This window comes from Streptomyces sp. G7(2002) (genome assembly GCF_028870195.1).
GTDB classification, from domain to species: domain Bacteria; phylum Actinomycetota; class Actinomycetes; order Streptomycetales; family Streptomycetaceae; genus Streptomyces; species Streptomyces nigrescens.
This window is the reverse complement of sequence record NZ_CP102609.1, coordinates 7,275,626-7,296,226: the sequence shown is the minus strand read 5'-3', so window position 1 is coordinate 7,296,226 and position 20,601 is coordinate 7,275,626. Positions and strand designations below refer to the sequence as shown.

Annotated in this window: 16 protein-coding genes; 6 read left to right on the top strand and 10 right to left on the bottom strand. The window is 69.5% G+C overall.

Features of this window, described 5'->3' with window-relative positions:
- Positions 1-35 precede the first annotated feature (35 nt).
- The 3 genes from NUT86_RS31090 to NUT86_RS31080 all read left to right on the top strand — a co-directional run bounded on the left by NUT86_RS31090 (position 36) and on the right by NUT86_RS31080 (position 3,058).
- Entirely contained in the window at positions 36-692 is a 657-nt protein-coding gene (locus NUT86_RS31090; protein WP_018088880.1) for a DUF3000 domain-containing protein, read from the top strand.
- 351 nt (positions 693-1,043) lie between these two features.
- A complete protein-coding gene (locus tag NUT86_RS31085; protein ID WP_018088879.1) occupies positions 1,044-1,706 on the top strand; it encodes a response regulator transcription factor in 663 nt (220 codons plus the stop codon).
- Between the two features lie 77 nt (positions 1,707-1,783).
- Complete coding sequence (locus NUT86_RS31080; protein ID WP_266442696.1) at positions 1,784-3,058, top strand: ribonuclease D; 1,275 nt, start codon at positions 1,784-1,786, stop codon at positions 3,056-3,058.
- Positions 3,059-3,112: 54 nt separating this feature from the next.
- Here NUT86_RS31080 and NUT86_RS31075 read toward each other — a convergent pair whose 3' ends face one another.
- Positions 3,113-3,793, bottom strand: a complete 681-nt coding sequence (locus NUT86_RS31075; RefSeq protein WP_266442694.1) for a PepSY domain-containing protein — start codon at positions 3,791-3,793, stop codon at positions 3,113-3,115.
- A 250-nt stretch (positions 3,794-4,043) separates the two neighbouring features.
- Between NUT86_RS31075 and NUT86_RS31070 the strand changes: the two genes are divergently transcribed.
- The 3 genes from NUT86_RS31070 to NUT86_RS31060 all read left to right on the top strand — a co-directional run bounded on the left by NUT86_RS31070 (position 4,044) and on the right by NUT86_RS31060 (position 7,892).
- Positions 4,044-5,264, top strand: a complete 1,221-nt coding sequence (locus NUT86_RS31070) for a thiolase family protein (RefSeq protein ID WP_018088876.1) — start codon at positions 4,044-4,046, stop codon at positions 5,262-5,264.
- Positions 5,261-7,396, top strand: coding sequence for a 3-hydroxyacyl-CoA dehydrogenase NAD-binding domain-containing protein (locus tag NUT86_RS31065; protein WP_018088875.1), 2,136 nt, complete (start codon positions 5,261-5,263; stop codon positions 7,394-7,396). The genes NUT86_RS31070 and NUT86_RS31065 overlap by 4 nt, the downstream gene beginning before the upstream one ends.
- 103 nt (positions 7,397-7,499) lie before the next feature.
- Positions 7,500-7,892 carry an NTP pyrophosphohydrolase gene (locus NUT86_RS31060; RefSeq protein ID WP_159485632.1) on the top strand — a complete coding sequence of 131 codons (393 nt, stop codon included), beginning with the start codon at positions 7,500-7,502 and terminating at the stop codon, positions 7,890-7,892.
- A 78-nt stretch (positions 7,893-7,970) separates the two neighbouring features.
- Here NUT86_RS31060 and NUT86_RS31055 read toward each other — a convergent pair whose 3' ends face one another.
- The 9 genes from NUT86_RS31055 to ngcE all read right to left on the bottom strand — a co-directional run bounded on the left by NUT86_RS31055 (position 7,971) and on the right by ngcE (position 20,468).
- Positions 7,971-9,497: an amino acid permease gene (locus NUT86_RS31055; protein ID WP_159485634.1), complete on the bottom strand. Its 1,527-nt coding sequence runs from the start codon at positions 9,495-9,497 to the stop codon at positions 7,971-7,973.
- Between the two features lie 195 nt (positions 9,498-9,692).
- Positions 9,693-11,675 (bottom strand): 1-deoxy-D-xylulose-5-phosphate synthase, encoded by a 1,983-nt coding sequence (dxs, locus tag NUT86_RS31050; RefSeq protein ID WP_018088872.1) that lies wholly within the window; start codon positions 11,673-11,675, stop codon positions 9,693-9,695.
- Positions 11,676-11,887: 212 nt separating this feature from the next.
- Positions 11,888-13,186 (bottom strand): sugar ABC transporter permease, encoded by a 1,299-nt coding sequence (locus NUT86_RS31045; RefSeq protein WP_159485638.1) that lies wholly within the window; start codon positions 13,184-13,186, stop codon positions 11,888-11,890.
- Entirely contained in the window at positions 13,183-13,983 is an 801-nt protein-coding gene (locus NUT86_RS31040; RefSeq protein ID WP_078518561.1) for an ATP-binding cassette domain-containing protein, read from the bottom strand. Before NUT86_RS31040 ends, NUT86_RS31045 begins: the two co-directional genes overlap by 4 nt.
- A 293-nt stretch (positions 13,984-14,276) precedes the next feature.
- A complete protein-coding gene (locus NUT86_RS31035) occupies positions 14,277-15,371 on the bottom strand; it encodes a substrate-binding domain-containing protein (protein WP_229838408.1) in 1,095 nt (364 codons plus the stop codon).
- A gap of 139 nt (positions 15,372-15,510) precedes the next feature.
- Positions 15,511-16,710, bottom strand: coding sequence for an ROK family transcriptional regulator (locus NUT86_RS31030; protein ID WP_018088868.1), 1,200 nt, complete (start codon positions 16,708-16,710; stop codon positions 15,511-15,513).
- 337 nt (positions 16,711-17,047) lie between these two features.
- Complete coding sequence (locus NUT86_RS31025) at positions 17,048-18,013, bottom strand: carbohydrate ABC transporter permease (RefSeq protein ID WP_274738573.1); 966 nt, start codon at positions 18,011-18,013, stop codon at positions 17,048-17,050.
- Positions 18,013-18,936: a carbohydrate ABC transporter permease gene (locus tag NUT86_RS31020; RefSeq protein WP_148589790.1), complete on the bottom strand. Its 924-nt coding sequence runs from the start codon at positions 18,934-18,936 to the stop codon at positions 18,013-18,015. Before NUT86_RS31020 ends, NUT86_RS31025 begins: the two co-directional genes overlap by 1 nt.
- 89 nt (positions 18,937-19,025) lie before the next feature.
- A complete protein-coding gene (gene ngcE / locus NUT86_RS31015) occupies positions 19,026-20,468 on the bottom strand; it encodes an N-acetylglucosamine/diacetylchitobiose ABC transporter substrate-binding protein (protein ID WP_148589789.1) in 1,443 nt (480 codons plus the stop codon).
- Between the last annotated feature and the right edge of the window lie 133 nt (positions 20,469-20,601).

Genomic DNA, 20,601 nt, shown 5'->3' with positions numbered 1-20,601 from the left:
CGTATGCGGGCCCGGTTCCGCCTAATCTTCCGGGCATGGCTGCGGCTCATGAACACCTCGCGGACAGCGCGGACGAGGCCCCGATCCCCTTCCGTCAGGCGGTCGAAGCGCTCCGCGCGGCACGGCTGCGGCCGGAGATCGAGATCGATCCGACACCCGCCCCGAAACGGCTCGCCCCGTTCGCGTACGCGCTGGAGGCGGCGGTCGTCGAGCGCGGCGCGGGTCCGGACGGCGAGGACCGGGACCTGGCGGACGGGCGGCTGGTGGTGCTGCACAACCCGGCCGGGGACGAGACCTGGCAGGGCACGTTCCGCGTGGTGACGCTGGCGCGAGCCGAGCTGGAGCCGGAGATGGGCGCCGATCCGCTGCTGCCGGAGGTGTCCTGGTCGTGGCTCACGGGCGCACTGGACGCGCGCGGGGTGCACTACGGCGCGCCGAGCGGGACGGTCACCCGGGCCGGCTCGTACTACTTCGGCGGGCTCGCGGCGCGTGAGCCGGCGACCCAGATCGAGATCCGGGCCTCCTGGACGCCGGCCGAGGGCCCCGGCGGGGTGCCGGATCTGGCGGCACACCTGTCGGCCTGGTGCGATCTGCTGTGCCAGGTGGCGGGCCTGCCGCCGGCCCCGCTCGACATGACGACGCGCGGCGGGATCGTCCCGCTGCCCCAGCGCCGTGGCGCACAGCCGCGCTGACCTCGGCATTCCCTGCGGCCGGGCCGCGGCGTGCATGCTCAGGCACCGCCGGTCCCGGTGATCGTTCCGCTGCGCGGCGGGCGCCGCGCCCGCCGCGCCGTCTCCCCCTGACGAGGTCCGCTGTGGCGGTCCGGTCGGCTTCGCGTACGGCTCTGATCACCTCGGTGCGTACTGGGGACCGACCCTGATCGATCATGCATCCGATTTGCCCGAATTGCCCCTAACTAAATCGTGATCAAAGTCTAAAGTCCCGCCGGATTACTGCCGAAGAGGTCAGTGACCCTTCAAACACGGATCATTCCGGCTCCCCCCAGCCGGCTTCCGTCCCCCGCCACTCCCCCAGGAGGCCCGGTGTCTGTTCTCCTCGAGCAACCTTCGAGCCTGGTCGCCTACCGCCCGAACAAGCCGACGGCCATGGTCGTCGTGGCCGACCCTCGCGTCCGCTCCACCGTCACCCGCCACCTGTGGGCCCTCGGAGTGCGCGACGTGATCGAGGCGTCGTCCATCGCGGAGGCCCGTCCCCGCGTCGGCAACCCGCGCGACATCTGCGTTGCCGACGTCCACCTTCCCGACGGCTCCGGCCTCACGCTGCTGTCGGAGACCCGGGCGGCGGGCTGGCCCAACGGCCTCGCGCTGTCCGCGGCCGATGACATCGGTGCCGTACGCAACGCCCTGGCCGGCGGCGTCAAGGGCTACGTCGTCACCGGCACCCGCACCAACCTGGGCCTTCCCGGCCGCCCCGGCGCCTCACCCATCGGCGCCAACGCGGCCCGTATGCAGCGCCGTCCTCCGGGCGCCCCCGGTCACCCGGGCGGATACCGGGAGCTGTCGGGACGCGAGGTCGAGGTGTTGCGGCTGGTGGCGGAGGGCCAGTCCAACAAGGCCATCGGTGTCTCGATGGGGCTGTCGGCGCTGACCGTCAAGAGCCACCTCGCCCGTATTGCCCGCAAGCTCGGCACCGGCGACCGGGCCGGAATGGTGGCGGTCGCCCTGCGTACCGGCATCATTCACTGACCGTCCACACGACCGGCTCGCCCGTCGAGGGAACGTTCCCTCGACGGGCGACGTGCATACACAGATACCCTTGACTGGTGACCGACGCCCAAAAGACCGCAGCAGACACGACACTGCGAGCAGCCGGAGACTCGCCTCCGGACCCCCGACCGGCGCCGGTCCCTCTCCTGGAGCCCCGTGAGGGCATCCCCCCGGTGACCGCCACGGACGACGCACTCGCCGAGGTCGTGGCCGCCTTCGCGGCCGGTACGGGCCCGGTGGCCGTCGACGCCGAGCGGGCCTCCGGCTACCGCTACGGCCAGCGCGCCTACCTCGTACAGCTACGCCGCGAGGGCGCCGGCAGCGTGCTGATCGACCCGGTCGGCTGCCCCGACCTGTCGGCACTGGGCGAGGCGATCGGCGACGCCGAGTGGGTGCTGCACGCCGCCACCCAGGACCTGCCGTGTCTGCGTGACATAGGGATGGTCCCCACCCGGCTGTTCGACACCGAGCTCGCCGGACGGCTGGCCGGGTTCGCCCGGGTCGGACTGGGCGCCATGGTCGAGAACGTTCTCGGCTTCGCCCTGGAGAAGGGACACTCCGCCGTCGACTGGTCCACCCGTCCGCTGCCCGAGCCGTGGCTGCGCTATGCCGCGCTCGATGTCGAGCTGCTGGTGGATCTGCGGGACGCGCTGGAGGAGGAGCTGACGCAGCAGGGGAAGCTGGAGTGGGCGCGGCAGGAGTTCGCCGCGATCGCCGCCGCTCCCCCGCCGCCGCCCCGCAAGGACCCCTGGCGCCGCACCTCCGGTATGCACAAGGTCCGCCGGCGCCGCCAGATGGCGGTCGTACGGGAGCTGTGGACGGCCCGTGACCAGGTCGCCCAGCGGCGCGATGTCTCGCCCGGCAAGGTGCTCGGGGACACCGCGATCGTGGAGGCGGCGCTGAGCCTGCCCCCGAACAGCCACGCGCTGGCGGGGCTGCCCGGCTTCGGGCACCGGATGGGCCGCCGGCAGCTGGAGCAGTGGCAGGCCGCCGTGGACCGCGCCCGGGCGCTGCCCGAGAGCGAGCTGCCGCAGCCCGGCCAGCCGCTCAACGGCCCGCCGCCGCCCCGCGCCTGGGCCGACAAGGACCCGGCCGCCGCGGCCCGGCTGTCGGCCGCCCGCGCGGCGGTCACCGCGCTCGCCGAGAGCCTGAATCTCCCGCAGGAGAACTTGATCACTCCGGACACGGTGCGCCGGCTGTGCTGGGAGCCGCCGGCCGAGCCGACCCAGGAGTCGGTCGCCGAGGTGCTGTCGGGCCACGGCGCCCGCGCCTGGCAGATCGAGCAGGTCGCGCCGCTTCTCACCGAGGCGCTGCTGACGGACCCCAACTGACGCGGAGGCCCCGGGCGGAGAGGACTCCGGCCCGGGGCACGGTCGAACGGTCACTCAGTCCTGATCGATGTTCATCCACAGGACCTTGCGGTTGACCGCGTCGATCTCGTAGGTCGTCTCGTACCAGTCGTCGGTGGTCACCACGCCCACCGTCCAGGCCACGCTGTCGTTGTTGTTGCCGTGGTCGGCGTCGCCGAGCTCGATGGTGGTGACGGTGCCCTTCGTCTTCTCGGTGGCCGTCTGCGCGGCCTGCTGGGCCGTGACGGTGGCCTTGGTCAGCCGGGCGGCCAGCTCCTGCTTGTCCTCGGGGTCGTCCGACTGGGGGCGCGGCTGCTCCGCCTTGCCGGAGACCGCGTCGACCCGCACGGCGTAGGCCGCCCCGTCGGTCGTCGCCACCGCGGTGTCCCAATAGGGGCTGGCGGGCGTCCCCTTGAGCTCCGCGGCGATCGCCTCCGAGGACGGAACGGCCGCGATCGCGGCCTTCAGCGCCTGCCCGTAGTCCACCTTGGCCTTGGGGACCAGGGCCTTGCGCTGGGCCTGGTCCGCGCTGAGCGAGCCGGTCGGGGAGGCGGTGGCGGGGGCCGCCCTCTTCTGGGGGCTTCCCGTGTCGTTGCCGCTGTTTCCGCAGCCCGACAGCAGCGCGCCCGCGGCGGCGACGGCACAGACCAGTCCGATCGTGCGCGGCCCCGCCGGACGCCCGCGCCGGACCACGACACCACTCCTGTTCGTATCCATATGGGCACTTTAGGTGTGTGATGGGATGAATTGCTCCAAGACCCGACGGCATTCAGCCCTTTTCGATCACCGGTTTCCGCCGGTTGCGGCGTGGTTGCCCGGCAGCCGGGGCCTTCGCCGGGTGTGACCTTCAACGCTCCGGGCGGTGGGGGTGTGCAGCTTGGTTACCCGTAAGTAGCATGTCGGTGGGAAGCGCCCCGCGGGGCGCCCCGCAGCAGCAGTGCCATCCCGCACCTGGAGGAGAGCCAACGTGCCTCGTACCGCTAGGGACGTCGTCTTCGTCGACGGCGTCCGCACCCCGTTCGGCAAGGCGGGCCCGAAGGGCATCTACCACGAGACCCGCGCCGACGATCTCGTCGTGAAGGCCATCCGGGAGCTGCTGCGCCGCAACCCGGCCCTGGACCCCGCGAAGATCGACGAGGTCGCCATCGCCGCGACCACCCAGATCGGTGACCAGGGTCTGACCATCGGCCGCACGGCCGGCATCCTCGCGGGCCTCCCGCAGTCCGTCCCCGGCTACTCCATCGACCGCATGTGCGCCGGTGCGCTGACCGCCGTCACAGCGACCGCCGGCTCCATCGCCTTCGGCGCGTACGACGCCGTCATCGCCGGCGGTGTCGAGCACATGGGCCGCCACCCCATGGGTGAGGGCGTCGACCCGAACCCGCGGTTCGTGAGCGAGAAGCTCGTCGACCAGTCGGCCCTGTTCATGGGCATGACGGCGGAGAACCTCCACGACCGCTACCCGCAGATCACCAAGCAGCGCGCCGACGAGTACGCCGTGCGCTCGCAGGAGAAGGCGGCGAAGGCGTACGCGAACGGGAAGATCCAGCAGGATCTGGTACCGATCTCGGTGCGCAACACCAACGCGGAGGTCGGCGAGACGGGCTGGGGCCTGGTCACCGCCGACGAGCCGATGCGTCCGGGGACGACCCTGGAGAACCTCGCCGGCCTCAAGACGCCGTTCCGTACGCACGGCCGCGTCACCGCCGGTAACGCCGCCGGTCTCAACGACGGCGCCACCGCCTCGATCATCGCCTCCGAGGACTTCGCCCGGGAGCACGACCTCCCGGTCAAGATGCGCCTGGTCTCCTACGCCTTCGCCGGCGTCGAGCCCGAGGTCATGGGCTACGGCCCGATCCCGGCCACCGAGAAGGCGCTCGCCAAGGCGGGCCTGGGCATCGAGGACATCGACCTCTTCGAGGTCAACGAGGCGTTCGCCGTGCAGGTGCTCGCCTTCCTGGACCACTACGGCATCGCCGACGACGACGCGCGCGTCAACCAGTACGGCGGCGCCATCGCCTTCGGCCACCCCCTGGCCTCCTCCGGCGTGCGGCTGATGACCCAGCTGGCCCGGCAGTTCGAGGAGCAGCCGCAGGTCCGCTACGGCCTGACCACCATGTGCGTCGGCTTCGGCATGGGCGCGACGGTCATCTGGGAGAACCCGAACTTCGACGGAGGCAGCAAGTGAGCACCCCCACCACCGCCGAACTCCTGAAGGGCGCGGCCGAGCTGTTCCCCGACGAGGTCGTCACGTCGGCACACGTCCGCCACCTCGATCTGCCGTACGGCGCGGGCCGGTTCGCGCTGATCACGCTCGACAACGGCTTCGACCACACCAAGCCGACCACCTTCGGTCCGGGCTCGCTGGCGAACCTCAACGCCGCGATCGACCAGGTCGAGAAGGAGGCCGCGGACGGCGACATCGTCGGCGTCGGCCTCACCGGCAAGCCGTTCATCTTCGCCGTCGGCGCCGACCTCAAGGGCGTCGAGCTGCTGAAGAAGCACGAGGACGCGCTGGCCATCGGCAAGGGCGGCCACGAGGTCTTCAAGCGGCTCGCGAAGCTCGCCGTGCCGACCTTCGCCTACTACAACGGTGCCGCCATGGGCGGTGGCGTCGAGGTCGGTCTGCACTGCTCCTACCGCACGGTCTCCAAGGCCCTGCCGGCCTTCTCGCTGCCCGAGGTCTTCCTCGGTCTCGTCCCGGGCTGGGGCGGCTGCGCACTGCTGCCGAACCTCATCGGCGCGGACAAGGCCGTCTCGGTCATCATCGAGAACTCGCTCAACCAGAACAAGCAGCTCAAGGGCCAGCAGGTCTTCGACCTCGGCATCGCGGACGCGATCTTCGAGGGTGCTGACTTCCTGGAGCAGTCGCTGATCTGGACCGCGGGCGTCCTCAAGGGCGATGTGGCCGTCGAGCGCGCCGAGGTCGACCGCGGTGAGGCCTGGGACCAGGCCGTCGCCAAGGGCCGGTTCATCGCCGACGGCAAGGTGCACGGCGCCGCCCCGGCCGCCTACCGCGCCCTCGACATCATCGCCGCCGCCAAGGACGGCGACCTGCAGGCCGGTTTCGACGCCGAGGACCAGGCCCTGGCGGACCTGATCATGGGCGGCGAACTCCGCGCCGGCATCTACTCGTTCAACCTGGTGCAGAAGCGGGCCAAGCGCCCCGCCGGCGCGCCGGACAAGAACCTGGCGCGTCCGGTCAGCAAGGTCGGTGTCGTCGGCGCCGGTCTGATGGCCTCGCAGCTGGCCCTGCTGTTCCTGCGCCGCCTGGAGGTGCCGGTCGTGCTGACCGACATCGACCAGGAGCGCGTCGACAAGGGTGTGGGCTATGTCCACGCCGAGATCGACAAGCTGCTCGGCAAGGGCCGGATCAACCAGGACAAGGCCAACCGCCTCAAGGCCCTGGTCTCCGGTGTCCTCGACAAGGCCGAGGGCTTCTCCGACGCCGACTTCATCATCGAGGCGGTCTTCGAGGAGATCGGCGTCAAGCAGACGGTGTTCGCGGAGGTGGAGGCCGTCGCCCCGGCGCACGCGATCCTCGCCACCAACACCTCCTCGCTGTCGGTCACCGAGATGGCCTCGAAGCTGAAGCACCCCGAGCGGGTCGTCGGCTTCCACTTCTTCAACCCGGTCGCGATCCTGCCCCTGCTGGAGATCGTCCGCGGCGAGAAGACCGACGACGCCTCGCTGGCCACGGCGTTCGGTGTCGCCAAGAAGCTGAAGAAGACCGCGGTGCTGGTGAAGGACGCCCCGGCGTTCGTCGTCAACCGCATCCTGACCCGCTTCATGGGCGAGATCCAGAACGTCATCGACGAGGGCACCCCGGTCGACGTCGCCGAGAAGGCCATCGAGCCGCTCGGTCTGCCGATGTCGCCGCTGGTGCTGCTGGAGCTGGTCGGCCCGGCGATCGGTCTGCACGTGTCGGAGACCCTGAACCGCTCCTTCCCGGACCGCTTCACGGTCTCCCCGAACCTCAAGGCCGTCGTCGAGGCCGGCAAGCGCGGCTTCTACGTCTACGACTCCGGCAAGCCGGAGCTGGACCCCGAGGTCGCCGCGCTCCTCAAGCAGGGCGACTCGGTGCTGACGGAGGACCAGGTCCGCGACCGTGTCCTGGACGCGGTGGCGCAGGAGATCGGCCTGATGCTGGACGAGGGCGTGGTCGCCGAGGCGCAGGACATCGACCTGTGCCTGATCACCGGCGCCGGCTGGCCCTTCCACCTGGGCGGCATCACGCCGTACCTGGACCGTGCGGGGGTCTCCGAGCGGGTGACCGGCAAGAAGTTCCTGGCCCCGGGAGTCGCGAGCGTGCCCGCGTAAGGGTGCACAGCTGACAGCGAAAGGCGCGGGCCGGCTCGGCGGAGCCGGTCCGCGCCTTTGTGTGCCGGGGGACGGCCGCGGCCCGGCGTGGGAGGGTGGCGGCATGGATTCCTTGGTCATTGTCGATGCCGCGAATGTCGTCGGCTCGGTGCCCGACGGCTGGTGGCGGGACCGGCACGGCGCGGCGGAGCGGCTGCGCGACGCGCTGCCCGCGTACGTCAGCCAGGGGCTGCCGGGGCTGGTGACGCCGCCCGTGGAGATGGTCCTGGTGGTGGAGGGCGCCGCGCGGCGGGTCGAGTCCGTCGAGGGTGTCCGGGTGGTGCCGGCGGACGGCAGCGGCGACGACCGGATCGTGCAGCTGGTGGCGGACGAGTGCGGCGGGCGGGACTGTCTGGTGGTCACCGCGGACCGCGGGCTGCGGGAGCGGGTCCAGGCGCTGGGCGCGCGGGTGACGGGGCCGCGGGCCGTATGGGGCCGGGGGCGCGGCGAGGCGTAGGTACAGCGAAGCCCCGTACACCGCGACGGGCGCGGCATACGGGGCCGGGCGGAGGAGCCGGGCGGGCCTCCGGCGCCGTCAGTCCTTGGCGGCCTTCCGGGTGCGGATGCCGAGGCGGCTGTGCGAGCGCCCGTACAGGAAGTAGATGACGAATCCGGCCACCATCCAGAACGCGAACCGGACCCAGGTCTCCGCGGGCAGATTGAGCATCAGCCACACCGAGGCCGCCACCGAGAGCACCGGCACCAGCGGCACCAGCGGGGTGCGGAAGGAACGGGGCAGATCGGGCCGGGAGCGGCGGAGCAGGATGACGCCGACCGCGACCACGACGAACGCGAACAGGGTGCCGATGTTGACCAGTTCGGCGAGTTCGTCGATCGAGGTGAAGCCGGCGACGACGGCGACGACGACACCCAGCGCGATGGTCGACCGGTAGGGGGTGCCGAACCGCGGATGGGACTTCGAGAAGACCCGCGGCAGCAGCCCGTCCCGGCTCATCGCGAAGAACACCCGGCTCTGGCCGAGCAGCAGGATCATGCTGACGGAGGTCAGGCCGACGGCGGCGCCGAAGCTGATCACGCCCGCGAAGAAGGGGTGCCCGAGGTCCTTGAAGGCATCGGCGAGCGGGGCGTCGGTGGAGAGCTTGCTGTACTTCTGCATACCGGTCACGACGATCGACACGGCCACGTAGAGGATGGTGCAGATGGCCAGGGAGCCGAGGATGCCGCGCGGCACATCGCGCTGCGGGTTGCGGGTCTCCTCGGCGGCGGTGGCCACGATGTCGAAGCCGATGAAGGCGAAGAAGACCACGGCCGCAGCGGCGAAGATGCCCATGGTGCCGAAGTTGGCCGGGGTGAAGCCGAACATCAGCTGGGCCAGCGGCGCGCCCAGTCCGCCACCGGCTTCAACGGGCTCGCTGGGCGGGATGAACGGCGTGTAGTTGGCGCCGTTGATGAAGAAGGCACCGGCGACGATGACCAGCAGGACGACGGTGACCTTGACCCCGACGACCACCGCCGTCACCCGCGAGGACAGCTTCGCCCCGAGCACCAGGATGCCGGTCAGCGCCAGTACGAGGAGGAAGGCGAGCAGATCGAAGCCGAACTGCCCCTCATGGGTGCCGGACAGGCCGGCGGGCAGATGCAGCCCGGCGGAGTCCAGCAGGGAGCGCACATAGCCGGACCAGCCGACCGCGACCACCGCACAGCCCAGGGCGAGTTCCAGGATCAGGTCCCAGCCGATGATCCAGGCGGGCAGCTCGCCCAGTGAGGCGTACGAGAAGGTGTAGGCCGACCCGGCGACCGGCACGGTGGAGGCGAACTCCGCGTAACACAGCGCCGCCAGCGCGCAGACCACACCCGCGACGACGAAGGACAGGGCGACAGCGGGTCCGGCCTGCTCCTTGGCGATTTTTCCGGTGAGGACGAAAATGCCGGTGCCGATGACGACACCGACACCGAAGACGGTCAGATCGAGCGCCGACAGGGACTTCTTGAGCGTGTGCTCCGGCTCCTCGGTATCCAGGATCGACTGTTCCACGGACTTCGTCCGGAACAGGCCGCGACTGCGGCGTGAATCGTGTGGTGTGCCGTGCTGTGTGCTCATGGGCGAACCTCCGCCTGGACGACCCTCGCAACTCTCCTGAACTGACCGAGTCTCCGCAATGCCGGGAAACAGTCAGCTTCGGCGGGCCTCCGGACGGCGGGGATTCACCCGATGGGGTGCGGCCGTACGTATGCCGATGGGCCGGCCGGAACATCCGTACGGATGACCGGCCGGCCCATCGTGCCGTCTGCGGAATCAGTCGCGGGCGGCCTCGGCCGGCTCTGCCGCACCCTTGGCGCGGGCGGCCTCGGAGGCGTCCGCACCGCCGTCGGCCGGACGGAGCGGGGGCTGGGGCAGCCCGTCGATCTTGGAGACCAGGCCGGTCACCTGGCGGGCGATGTCCGGCGCGGTGAGCCCGATCTCCGCCATGACCTCCTTGCGGGAGGCGTGGTCGAGGAACTGCTCGGGGATGCCGAAGTCACGCAGCGGCAGATCGACACCGGCGTCGCGCAGTGCCTGGGCGACGGCCGAACCGACTCCGCCGGAACGGACGTTGTCCTCGACGGTGACCACGACCCGGTGCTTGGCGGCCAGCCCCGGCAGCGCCGCGTCGACCGGCTTGACCCAGCGGGGGTCGACGACAGTGGTGGAAATGCCCTGCTTGTCCAGGAGGTCGGCGATCTCCAGGCACATCGGGGCGAGCGCGCCGACGGACACCAGGAGGACGTCGGGCCGGGTGACGCCCTCGGCGGGCTCGCGCAGCACGTCCATGCCGCCGACCCGGCCGACGGCCTCGACCGCGGGGCCGACGGCGCCCTTGGAGTAGCGCACCACGGTGGGCGCGTCGTCGACGTCGACGGCCTCGCGCAGCTGGGCGCGGACCTGGTCGGCGTCGCGCGGCGCGGCGATCCGCAGACCGGGCACGACCTGCAGGATCGACATGTCCCACATGCCGTTGTGCGAGGCGCCGTCGGTGCCGGTGACCCCGGCCCGGTCCAGCACGAAGGTGACACCGCACTTGTGCAGCGCCACATCCATCAGCACCTGGTCGAAGGCGCGGTTGAGGAAGGTGGCGTAGACGGCGAAGACCGGGTGCAGGCCGCCGGTGGCCATGCCCGCCGCGGAGACCGCCCCGTGCTGCTCGGCGATGCCGACGTCGAAGACGCGGTCGGGGAAGGCCTTGGCGAACTTGTCCAGTCCGACGGGCTGGAGCATGGCCGCCGTGATGGCGACGATGTCCTTGCGCTCCTTGCCGAGCTCGACCATCTCGTCACCGAAGACGGACGTCCAGTCCTTGCCGCCCGAGGAGATGGGCAGTCCGGTGTCGGGGTGGATCTTGCCGACAGCGTGGAAGCGGTCCGCCTCGTCCTGGAGGGCGGGCTGGTAGCCGCGGCCCTTCTCGGTGAGGCAGTGGACGATGACCGGGCCGCCGAAGCGCTTGGCGCGCGTCAGGGCGGATTCCAGCGCCTCGATGTCATGACCGTCGATCGGGCCGACGTACTTCAGGCCCAGGTCCTCGAACATGCCCTGCGGGGCGATGAAGTCCTTGAGGCCCTTCTTGGCGCCGTGCAGCGTCTCGTAGAGCGGCTTGCCGACGACCGGCGTGCGCTCCAGCAGGTCCTTGCCGCGGGCCAGGAAACGCTCGTAGCCGTCCGTGGTGCGCAGCGTCGCCAGGTGGTTGGCGAGGCCGCCGATGGTCGGGGCGTAGGAGCGCTCGTTGTCGTTGACGACGATGACGAGCGGGCGGTCCTTGGCGGCGGCGATGTTGTTGAGCGCCTCCCAGGCCATACCGCCGGTCAGCGCGCCGTCACCGATGACGGCGGCGACCCGGTTGTCCGAACCGCGCACCTCGTTGGCCTTCGCGATGCCCTCGGCCCAGCCGAGCACCGTGGAGGCGTGGCTGTTCTCGATGATGTCGTGCTCGGACTCGGCACGGGAGGGGTAGCCGGACAGGCCGCCCTTCGCCTTGAGCTTGGAGAAGTCCTGACGACCGGTGAGCAGCTTGTGGACGTAGGACTGATGCCCGGTGTCGAAGAGGACCTTGTCCTTCGGGGAGTCGAAGACGCGGTGCAGGGCGATGGTCAGCTCGACCACGCCGAGGTTCGGGCCGAGGTGTCCGCCGGTCTTGGACACCGCATCGACAAGGAAGGTACGGATCTCCCCCGCCAGCTGCTCGAGCTGCTCCGGGCCCAGTCGGTCCAGATCGCGCGGTCCCCTGATACGGGAAAGCAACGCCACCCCTGCCTCCTTGCTGCTTGCTGCCGTGGATCGAGCTTGCCGATCAGACGAGTCTAATGTTGCGTCCGCCGCGGCGACGCCCGGGCCTTGCGATGTATGTCACTCGGGTGACATGGGGCCCGGCACGCCGCACGGCGTACGGCGCCGCACGCGGAGGGGCCCCCACCGGATGATGCCCGGTGGGGGCCGACGCCGTCGGACGACCGCCGCGGTCAGGTGCGTCCGGCCGTTTTCTGCGTCCGGCGGGAGACCGAGTCGATGACCACGGCGGCGAGCAGGACCGCGCCGGTGATCATGTACTGGATCTCACTCGCCATGCCGAGCAGGTTCAGGCCCTGCTGGATCGACTGGATGACCAGCATGCCCAGCAGCGCGGACCAGATCTTGCCACGTCCGCCGAAGAGGCTGGTACCACCGATGACGGCCGCCGCGATGACATTCATCAGGGTGTTGCCGGAGCCCAGGTTCTTGGTGGCGCCACCGGAGAGGCTGGCGATGAACAGTCCGCCGAAGGCCGCGAGCATGCCGGAGACGGCGAAGACGCTGATCCGGATCTTGTTCACATTGATACCGGCGCGGCGGGCCGCCTCGGCGTTTCCGCCGACCGCGAAGATCTGCCGTCCGTAGGTGGTACGGCGCACCACGAAGTCGGCGATGACCAGGACCGCGAGGAACAGCACCAGAGCCAGCGGCAGACCGCGGGCGCCGGCCGGCTCGTTCAGGACATAGGCGACGACGAAGGCGAGCACCGCGACCACGCCGGTGCGCAGCAGGATCTCGCTGAGCGGCCGGGACGGCAGCGCGGCGGCCTTGCGGCGCTTGCTGTCCAGCAGCAGCGATCCGGCGTAGGCGAGGACCGCGACCAGTGCGAGACCGTACGCGGCGGCCTTGTCCTCGAAGTAGTAGCCGGTGAGGTTCTCCACGACACTGCCGCTCGGCGTGTTGATGGAGCCTTCCTTGCCCATCATCCAGATCTGGAGACCGCTCCAGCCGAGGAAACCGGCCAGCGTGACGACGAAGGCCGGCACACCGATCTTGGCGAAAAAGAACCCGTGCAGGGCGCCGATGACCACACCGGTCGCGATGGCGATCAGCACCGCGAGCCAGTCGTTGACGCCATTGGTGACGCTGAGGACGGCCCACACGGCCGCGCCGACACCCGCCACCGAGCCGACCGACAGATCGATCTCGCCGAGCAGCAGCACGAAGACGATGCCGACGGCCATGATGCCGAGGCCGGAGGTGTAGACGCCGATGTTGGCGAGGCTGTCCGCGGACAGGAAGCTGCTGTTCTTCATCTGGAAGACGACCGCGATGACGAACAGGCCGATGATGACCGGCAGCGAGCCCAGCTCACCCCCGCGCACCCGGCGCTTGAAGTCGTTGAGATAGCCGGCGAAGCCCTGTTCGCGGACGAGCAGACGGGGGTCGACGGCGGCCGGCGGGGCGGCGTCCGCTGCGGGGGCCGGAGCGGCCGTCGTCGCCGCGGGCTCCTTGGTGAGATCGCTCATGCCCCGGCCTCCTTCTTCACCTGGTCCGTGCGCGCCTTGCGGCGGGTCACGGCGTTGTCCGAGGCGCCGGTGATGGCAGCGATGATCTCTTCGTGGGAGGTGCCCTCGACATCGAAGACACCGTTGTTGCGGCCCAGCCGCAGCACCGCGACCCGGTCCGCGACGGCCTGCACATCGGCCATGTTGTGGCTGATGAGGATGACGCCCAGGCCGCGCTCCCGCAGCCGCTCGACGAGGTCGAGGACCTGCGCGGTCTGCTCGACACCGAGTGCGGCGGTGGGCTCGTCCAGGATGACGACCTTCGGGTCGCCGATCAGCGCCCGGGCGATGGCGACGACCTGCCGCTGACCGCCGGAGAGCGCCGCGACGGGGATCCGGACGCTGGGGATGCGGATGGACAGGGTGTCCAGCAGTTCCTTGGCCCGCTTCTCCATGGCGATCTCGTCGAGGACACCGACGGTGCGGGTCTCGTTGCCGAGGAAGAGGTTGGCGACGACGTCGAGGTTGTCGCAGAGCGCGAGGTCCTGGTAGACGGTGGCGACGCCGAGTTCCTGGGCGTCGTGCGGCTTGTTGATGCGGACCGTCTCGCCCTGCCATTCGATGGCGCCGTCGTCGACCGGGTGGACGCCCGAGATCGTCTTGACGAGGGTGGACTTGCCGGCGCCGTTGTCGCCGACGAGGGCGACCACCTCACCGGGGTGGATCTCCAGGGTGACGTCCGTGAGTGCCTGGACGGCGCCGAACCGCTTGGAGATTCCGCGCAACGCCAGCACAGGCGTAGCGGACACGTGAATCATCTCCTTCGCCGCCGTCACAACGGCGGGGATGGTGGTGCGTGGAGCAGGGGGCTCGCGAGGGACGGTCCGGCGTCCGCGCCCGGGACGGGTGTCGCGGGGCGGGCAGGGACCGGTAGGGACCGGTAGGGGTACGGACCGGGCCGGGGCCGCGGGGCGGTGCCGCGCGGCCCCGCCTGACCGGGGTCCTGGGGCCGGGGTCCGGGGACCGGGGCCGGGGCGTGGAGCCGGGGCCGGGGGTCCAGCGCCGGGGGTCCGGCGTCGGGGGGGGAGCCGGGGCCGGAGGGCCCGTGGCCTTACTTGATGCCGGCCGACTCGCAGGCCTTCTTGGCGTCGCCGGCACAGATCTGGCTCGCCTTGTAGACCTTGTCCTTGAGGATCGTGGAGGCGATGTTGTCCTTGGTCACGATCTGCGCGTCGTACAGCTTGGCCGGAATGCCCTTGACCTCGCCGCTGAGGCTGTCGACCTTGGAGTCCGTCAGGGAGCCGATCTTCTCGCCCTTGAGCAGCTTGACCGCGATCTCGGCCGTGGAGTCGGCCTGCGGCTTGATCTGCTTGTAGATGGTGAACGCCTGGTCGCCCTTGAGGATCCGCTGCAGACCCGCGAGCTCGGCGTCCTGGCCGCCGACCGGGACCTCCACGCCCTTCTGCTTGAGGGCGGTGATGATGCCGCCGGCCATGCCGTCGTTGCCGGAGTAGACGCCCTGGAAGCCGTCCTTGCCGAGCGAGTCGAGGGCGGCGCTCATCTTCTTGTTGGCCTCGTCCGGCGACCAGTCCGGGATGTCCTGCTCGTACGCGATCTTCTTGACCTGCTTGTCGAGGACGCTGTGGGCGCCCTTCTTGAAGAACGGCATGTTCGGGTCGGTCGGCGAACCGTTGATCATGACGACATTGCTGTCCTTGGCCTTGTCGCCGAGCGCCTTGACCAGCGCCTCACCCTGCAGGCGGCCGATCTTCTCGTTGTCGTAGGACACGTAGGCGGAGATGTTGCCCTCGGCCAGCCGGTCGTACGCGACGACCTTCACGCCCTTCTTGGCGGCCTGGTTCACCCAGGACTTGGTGGCCTTGTAGTCGACCGCGTCCAGAATGATCACCTTCACGCCCTGGGTGATCAGCGCGTCGAACTGCTTCTTCTGGGTCTCGGTCTCCTGCGCCGCGTTGTTGTACTTCACCTTGCAGTCGCTGCACAGCGCCTTGATCTTCGCCTCCATGAGCGGGCGGTCGAAGGTCTCGTAACGCGTGGTCTTGTTCTCCGGCAGCAGCAGGCCGATCGTCTTGTTGTCGCCGCCGCCACCCTTGGCGCCGTCGCCGGCCTTGCCGCAGGCGGCCACGGAGAGCGCCATCGAGACAGCGGCTGTGCCTATGACGACGCGACGCGTCCAAACGTTCATGGGGGTGCCTCCCTGACGAGGCCGCGTCCTTGCGGCCGAGGTGGCTGGAAGTCAACTCGGCCGCCAGCCGACCGTCAAGGAGTAAATCCTTAACGAGATGACAACGGTGCCATGCGTTAGCTGTGTGAACTCGGCGCTCTTATGCCGGGGCCGGCGCGTCCGCGGTCTGCGCACCGTCGAGCAGGGTCGAATCGCCCATCTCGCTCAGCACCAGCGCCAGGGCGCCGAGCACCTCCGCACGGCCCCCGAGCGTGCCCGGGACGATCCCCAACTGCCGTGCCGCGCTGGGGATCGCGTAGCGCGAGACCGACTCACGGATCGGTGCGAGCACCAGCTCACCGGCCTCGGCGAGATCCCCGCCGAGCACCACTCGGCTGGGATTGAGCAGATTGCACAGATTTGCCACGCCACTGCCGATATGGCGCCCCACGTCCGCAATGACCCGGCGGCAGCCCGGGTCACCCTCGCGGGCCAGCTGGACCACCCGCGACATGGTCAGATCGGGCCCGTGGCTCGGCTGCAGCAGCGGGAGGACGTACCGGGCCGCGGTGAAGGTCTCCAGACAGCCGCGGTTGCCGCAGCGGCACACCGGACCGGCCTCGTCCAGCGTGATGTGCCCGATCTCGCCCGCCGTGCCGCCCGGCCCGCGGTAGATCTGCCCGCTGATCACCAGCCCGGCGCCGACACCGCTGGCGACCTTGATGTACGCCAGGTCGGAGGCCCCGCGGCCACCGCCCCACACCAGCTCGCCCAGCGCGCCGAGGTTGGCGTCGTTGTCGACGTGCACGGGCACTCCGAGGCGCCCCGACAGCTCCTGACCGGGGTTCGTCCCCGTCCAGCCCGGCAGGATCGCCGTGGAGCCGAGCGTCCCGGATTCGACGTCGATGGGCCCCGGCACGCCCAGGCCGACGCCGACGACCTTGCCCGGGTCGATCCCGGTGGCCGCGATCAGCCGGTTGACCAGCTGTTCCGCCCGGTCGAAGCCCTCGGCGGCGGAGGCGTCCACATCGATCGGCTCGGCTTCCTCGGCGAGCACCTGGTGGGCGAGGTTGCCGACCGCCACGCGCAAGTGGGAGTGCCCGAAATCGACCCCTACGACGATGCCCGCGTCGCCGGAGAGCGAGACACTGCGCGCCCGCCGACCGCCCGCCGATGTCGGCGTCACCTCAACGGTTCCGCCGTCCTTCAACTCGCGAACGATGTTGGAAACGGTGGCCGCGGACAGCCCCGTGCTCCGGGCGATCTCCGCCTGCGTGAGTGAGCCCGCCATACGCACCGCGCGCACGACCCGCTCCAGATTGGCCCGGTGCAGCGAGGACTGCGACCCTGGAGTCTCCATCGACTCATCCACTCCCGTCTGGGGCCGGGGGTACCTCCCAGCGGAAGCTGGGGAGGCACGACGACCGCCCGCCGACCGCACCCACGTCCTCGGGGGGCGGCCATCGATTCAACATGTGAACCCTAAGCAGAACGCCAGCCGGGAAGTCTCGTCAAGGCGTTGAGCCCGGCATGATCGGATAGCGCCTGATCCGGGCACCCGGGGAGGCGGCCCCGCCGCAGCGGAGCCGCCCCGGAGGCCTGCCGGGCGGCACGCCAAGGTGGCTCAAATCTTTCGCCGGACCGCCGGCCGCCGGCCGCCGGGCGAGCTCGTGGCCCACTCCCCTACTTCGGCTCCCCTACTTCAGCGCGCCGGCGGTCAGACCGGCCACCACCTGCCGCTGGAAGATGATGTACGCGGCGAGCACCGGCAGCATCGCGATCGTCAGCCCGGCGAACAGACCGGACCAGTCCCCCTTGTAGCCCTGACTCACCGCCAGGGCCACCAGCCCCTGGGTCAGCATCTTCCGGTCCGGGTCACCGACGTTGAGCACCGTCGGCAGCAGGTACTGGTTCCACTGCCCGAGGAAGTCGAAGATCCCGACGCTGATCAGGCCGGGCTTGGCCATCGGCAGCATCACCTGGAAGAAGGTGCGGGTGTGCGAGGCACCGTCGATGAGCGCCGCCTCGGCGACCGAGGTCGGCAGCGTCTTGAAGAACCCGCTGAGGAAGAAGACCGTGAACGGCAGCGAGTAGGCGATGTAGACCAGGATCAGCCCGTGGTAGGTGTCCAGCAGCGCCATGTTCTTCATGACGAAGAACAGCGGGACCAGCGCCAGGATGACCGGGAAGCCCATGCCGCCCACGAACAGGAAATACAGAAAGCGGTTGCCCGGGAAGTCGAAGCGGGCCAGCACATACGCCGCCATCGCGCCCAGCAGCATCGTGCCGATCAGTGAACCGCCCACGACGATCAGCGAGTTGAGGAAGTACTGGCCCATGTGCGCCTTGTCCCAGGCGCGGGCCCAGTTGTCGAAGTGCAGGACCGACGGCAGTCCCCAGGGCGAGCCGAAGATCTCGGTGTCGTCCTTGAAGGAGCTCACCACCGCCCACAGCAGCGGCATGGTGACCAACAGGCCCCAGATCACCAGGACTCCGTGCGAGAAGACATTGAGGACCCTGCCCTCGCCGCTTCCGCCGCCGGAGCCGGCGCCGTCCTTCCGTCCCTGTCCGCCGCGCGGGCCGGGCAGCCGCGACGCACCCGGAGGCGGTGGGTGCTCCTTCGTCACCCCCGGGAGGTCCGCGGGGTCTGTCTGCGCACTCATCAGAACTCCAGTCGCTCGCGCCGTCCCAGCCGCATGACGACGGCCGAGAAGATGAGGGTCACGATCAGCAGGGAAACGCCGATGGCGGTCGCATATCCGGCCTGACCGTCGCGGAAGGTCTTCTGGTACACGTACAGCGGAAGGACCTCGGTCGAATAGTCGGGGCCGCCCGGACCGACGCTCATGATCTGCACGAAGGCGAAGGCCGACACGTCCAGGGCGAGAATGCCCATATAGATCCAGCCGGTCTGGACGGTGTCCCACAGCAGCGGCAGGGTGATCCGGAAGAACGTGTTGAAGCGGTTCGCGCCGTCCAGCAGCGCGGCCTCGTAGAAGTCCTTCGGAATGGAGCTCATACCGGCCGAGAAGAGCACCACATAGAAGCCGACATTGGCCCACACCATCGCGGCCATCACACACCACAGGGCGATCTGCGGATCCCCCAGCCAGTCCGGCTGCACATTGTCGAGCCCGATCGCGTCGAAGAAGGCGTTGAGCGCGCCGCTCTCCGGGTTGTAGGCGAACTGGAACAGCAGCGCGACGATCGGGACCGACAGCACCTGCGGGAAGAAGTAGAGGATTTTATAGGTGCCCGAACCGCGCACCCCGCCGATGACCGCCTTCTTCCGGCGACGGCCACCGACGTTGAGCATGAAGGCGAAGAAGAGCCCGAGCGAGAGCGTCACCACCGGCAGGAGCAGCAACAACGTCACACTGTTGCCCACGGCGGACCAGAAGACATCGTCCTGGAAGAGGCGCGCATAGTTGTCGAGGCCGACCATCTTCATGTCCGGACTCAGCCCGGTCCAGTCCGTGAAGGAGTAGTAAATCGCCTGCACGAAGGGCGAGATCACGAAGATCGCGTAAATCGCCAGCGGGAGGACCAAGAAACCCGCGATGAAACGGTACTTACCGTGTTTCATGACTACCGATCCCGTTCTCTCCCCGCGTGTGCCGTCGCCGGTGACGCGCCCCCGGCCGGCGCCGGGAGGTCATCCCACGCATTTCTCGGTCAGCGCTTGTACTTCTTCACGCTGGAGTCGTCGCGGGTGTCGTCCGCGTACTTCTGGATCTTCTTGATGGCCTCGTCGGGAGTCAGCCGGCCGGCCATCATCTCGCCCAGCGCACCGACCCCGATCCGCTCCTTCTGGAGCGCCACATACCAGTCCTGCAACCGTGGGTTGACAATGTTCTGGCCGGCCTTTTCCAGCGCCACCTGCGCCGATGCCAGACCCGGCGGGAGCTTCAGCCCCTCGGTGCCGCCGTTGAGCGAGGTGAGGGAGGAGACCTGCCGGATGAAGTTCTGCGAGGACTTCTTGCTGAGCATGATGCGCAGCAGCTCCATGCCGCCCTCGGCGTTGCGGGCCTTCCTGGGCACGATGTACGGCTCGCCGCCCGAGGCCCAGATCGTGCCGTAGGGCATCTTGTCGGAGTCCGACAGGCTGGACGGGGCGCCGACCGCGAGATCGAAGTTCGGATTCTTCGCGATCTGCTTGGCCGACTCGTTCTCCACCCAGGAACCGTTGGGGATGAACAGCGCCTTCCCGTCGGCCCACGCCTTCTGCGACTGGAGGTGGTCCAGCCCGGGCGAGCCCTTGAGGACATAGCCCTTCTTGTAGAGCTCGTAATAGGCGTCGAATGCCGCCTTGACCGCCGGGTCCTTCCAGGCGTTCGGCTCCAGATTGTCGATCTTCCGCAGGACCTCCGCACCACCGATCTTGGCGATGAACGGGTAGAGGCTGAAGGGAAGGTAGTACGGGTACTTGCCCGGGTACGTCCAGCCCGCGACGCCCTTCTTCTTGGCCTTCGCGCACAGGGCCAGCATGTCGTCCCAGGTCTCCGGATATTCCGCGTCCAGCTTCTGCAGATTGCTCTTGGAGTACCAGACGCCGTAGACCGTGTACGCGTAGTAGAGAATCCAGGTTTCCTTGCCGCCGAACTGTCCCATTTCGACGACGCCGGGGCGCAGGGTGTCCCGCACCTTCTTGTTCGGGTCGTCGACCGAGGGGGCGTCGAGGAGCGCCGAGAGGTCGGTCAGCTGGTCCTTGCCCACCAGCGTCCCGAAGTCCATCTGTTCCGCACCGGAGTTGTCGACGAGGTCCGGGGGGTTTCCGCCGTTGAAGCGCGGCTGCAGTGTCGACTGGATCTTCTGGGTCGACGAGAGCTTCACCTTGCCGTCGGCCTTCGGGAAGGCCTTGAGGTACTCGCTCTGGGCGTCCTTGGCGTACTTGTCGCCGAATCCGCCGTCGAAGATGACGACATCGAGGCCGGCCGACTCATTGACCGCGAGCGGATTCTTGGCCGACTTCTTTCCCTTTTCGACCTTGTTGTCGCTGTCGCTGCCGCCGCCGCTCGCACACGCCGACAGCATTCCCATGGCCGGTACGGCGACGATCCCCAGGGCCGCGGCCCGCTTGACCAGATCGCGACGGTTGAATGCAGAGGTGGATCCCATGCTCAAGTCCTCGCCTTCTTCAGGACTCAGGCGGTGTACCGGAGCCACCCCGGCACCGCGGGTCAGATGAAGCTGAGTTGTACGGGATGTGCACCGGGCTCGCTAGGGAAATGCGGGGCAGTCATGCGTTCCC

What these genes read in the sequence shown, in the direction of transcription:
- NUT86_RS31090 (WP_018088880.1), top strand. Translation starts at nt 36, where the DNA reads ATGGCTGCGGCTCATGAACACCTCGCGGACAGCGCGGACGAGGCCCCG.
- NUT86_RS31075 (WP_266442694.1), bottom strand. Translation starts at nt 3,793, where the DNA reads ATGGATACGAACAGGAGTGGTGTCGTGGTCCGGCGCGGGCGTCCGGCG.
- NUT86_RS31060 (WP_159485632.1), top strand. Translation starts at nt 7,500, where the DNA reads ATGGATTCCTTGGTCATTGTCGATGCCGCGAATGTCGTCGGCTCGGTG.
- NUT86_RS31055 (WP_159485634.1), bottom strand. Translation starts at nt 9,497, where the DNA reads ATGAGCACACAGCACGGCACACCACACGATTCACGCCGCAGTCGCGGC.
- NUT86_RS31045 (WP_159485638.1), bottom strand. Translation starts at nt 13,186, where the DNA reads ATGAGCGATCTCACCAAGGAGCCCGCGGCGACGACGGCCGCTCCGGCC.
- NUT86_RS31040 (WP_078518561.1), bottom strand. Translation starts at nt 13,983, where the DNA reads ATGATTCACGTGTCCGCTACGCCTGTGCTGGCGTTGCGCGGAATCTCC.
- NUT86_RS31035 (WP_229838408.1), bottom strand. Translation starts at nt 15,371, where the DNA reads ATGAACGTTTGGACGCGTCGCGTCGTCATAGGCACAGCCGCTGTCTCG.
- NUT86_RS31030 (WP_018088868.1), bottom strand. Translation starts at nt 16,710, where the DNA reads ATGGAGACTCCAGGGTCGCAGTCCTCGCTGCACCGGGCCAATCTGGAG.
- NUT86_RS31025 (WP_274738573.1), bottom strand. Translation starts at nt 18,013, where the DNA reads ATGAGTGCGCAGACAGACCCCGCGGACCTCCCGGGGGTGACGAAGGAG.
- NUT86_RS31020 (WP_148589790.1), bottom strand. Translation starts at nt 18,936, where the DNA reads ATGAAACACGGTAAGTACCGTTTCATCGCGGGTTTCTTGGTCCTCCCG.
- ngcE (WP_148589789.1), bottom strand. Translation starts at nt 20,468, where the DNA reads ATGGGATCCACCTCTGCATTCAACCGTCGCGATCTGGTCAAGCGGGCC.